Origin of the sequence: Streptomyces sp. NPDC051172, assembly GCF_040682555.1 — a bacterium.
Taxonomy (GTDB): Bacteria; Actinomycetota; Actinomycetes; order Streptomycetales; family Streptomycetaceae; genus Streptomyces.
In genome coordinates this window covers 1-1,055 of the sequence record NZ_JBFBBE010000476.1, presented here as the reverse complement: position 1 = coordinate 1,055, position 1,055 = coordinate 1, and the positions used below count along the sequence as shown (strand labels likewise).

The 1,055-nt window shown below is 70.3% G+C and carries 1 protein-coding gene; it reads left to right on the top strand.

Annotated elements, in window-relative coordinates; genetic code table 11:
• Positions 1 to 172 precede the first annotated feature (172 nt).
• Positions 173 to 1,055 (top strand): ATPase, T2SS/T4P/T4SS family (locus tag AB0N07_RS52050; RefSeq protein ID WP_365848130.1); only part of this gene is annotated, 883 nt, incomplete at its 3' end.

Genomic DNA, 1,055 nt, shown 5'->3' with positions numbered 1-1,055 from the left:
GCCTGATGGCGGTTCGGGCGGCCTGTGGACAACTCCCCGTCGAACGGGTCCGCCGCCACGCTGTCCACAGTCATGGTGTCCTGGACCACACGCATCGACGGAACGGGGTATCTTCCTGATCGAGACATGTGCGGCGCTGGGGATGGCGCCGAATCGGGCACAGGAGGGACACATGGATGCGGTGCGCATTCTCGAGGACGAGATCCGGGAGATCGTCCGCCGGCAGGGCATCGACCCGCAGCGTGAGCACGCCCGGGTCCTGACGCTCATCCAGGACGCGGCCGCGGACTACGAGTCCCGCGCGATGGTCAGCTCGCTGCCGGACCTGGAGGATCCCGTGGCGGCGCGGCAGGACCTGTTCGACCGCATCGCGGGTCTCGGGCCGCTCCAGCGGCTCATGGACGATCCCTCCGTGGAGGAGATCTGGCTGAACGCGCCGGACGCCGTCTACTGCGCGCGGTCCGGCCGCTCCGAGCTGACGGGCATCGTCCTGACCGAGGAGGAGGTGCAGGACCTCGTCGAAGTCATGTTGAAGTCCTCGGGCCGGCGGCTGGACCTGTCGATGCCGTTCGTCGACGCGGCCCTGCCGGACGGTTCGCGCCTGCACGTGGCCATCCCCGACATCACGCGGCGGCACTGGGCCGTGAACATCCGGAAGTTCATCGCCCGGGCTCGCCGGCTGGACGACCTCGTCCGGGGCGGTTCCCTCACCCCGACGGCGGCCCGCTTCCTGGACGCGGCCGTGGACGCGGGCATGAACATCCTCGTCAGCGGGGCCACCCAGGCGGGCAAGACCACCCTGCTCAACTGCCTGGCCTCGGCCATCGGCCCGCGGGAGCGCGTCATCACCGTGGAGGAGATCTTCGAACTGCAGATCCCGGTCCGCGACGTCGTCGGGCTCCAGTGCCGTCAGCCGAACCTGGAGGGCCACGGCGAGATCCCGCTGCGCCGCCTCGTCAAGGAGGCGCTGCGGATGCGCCCGGACCGCCTGATCGTCGGCGAGGTGCGCGAGGCCGAGGCACTGGACATGCTCGTCGCGCTGAACTCCGGCCTGG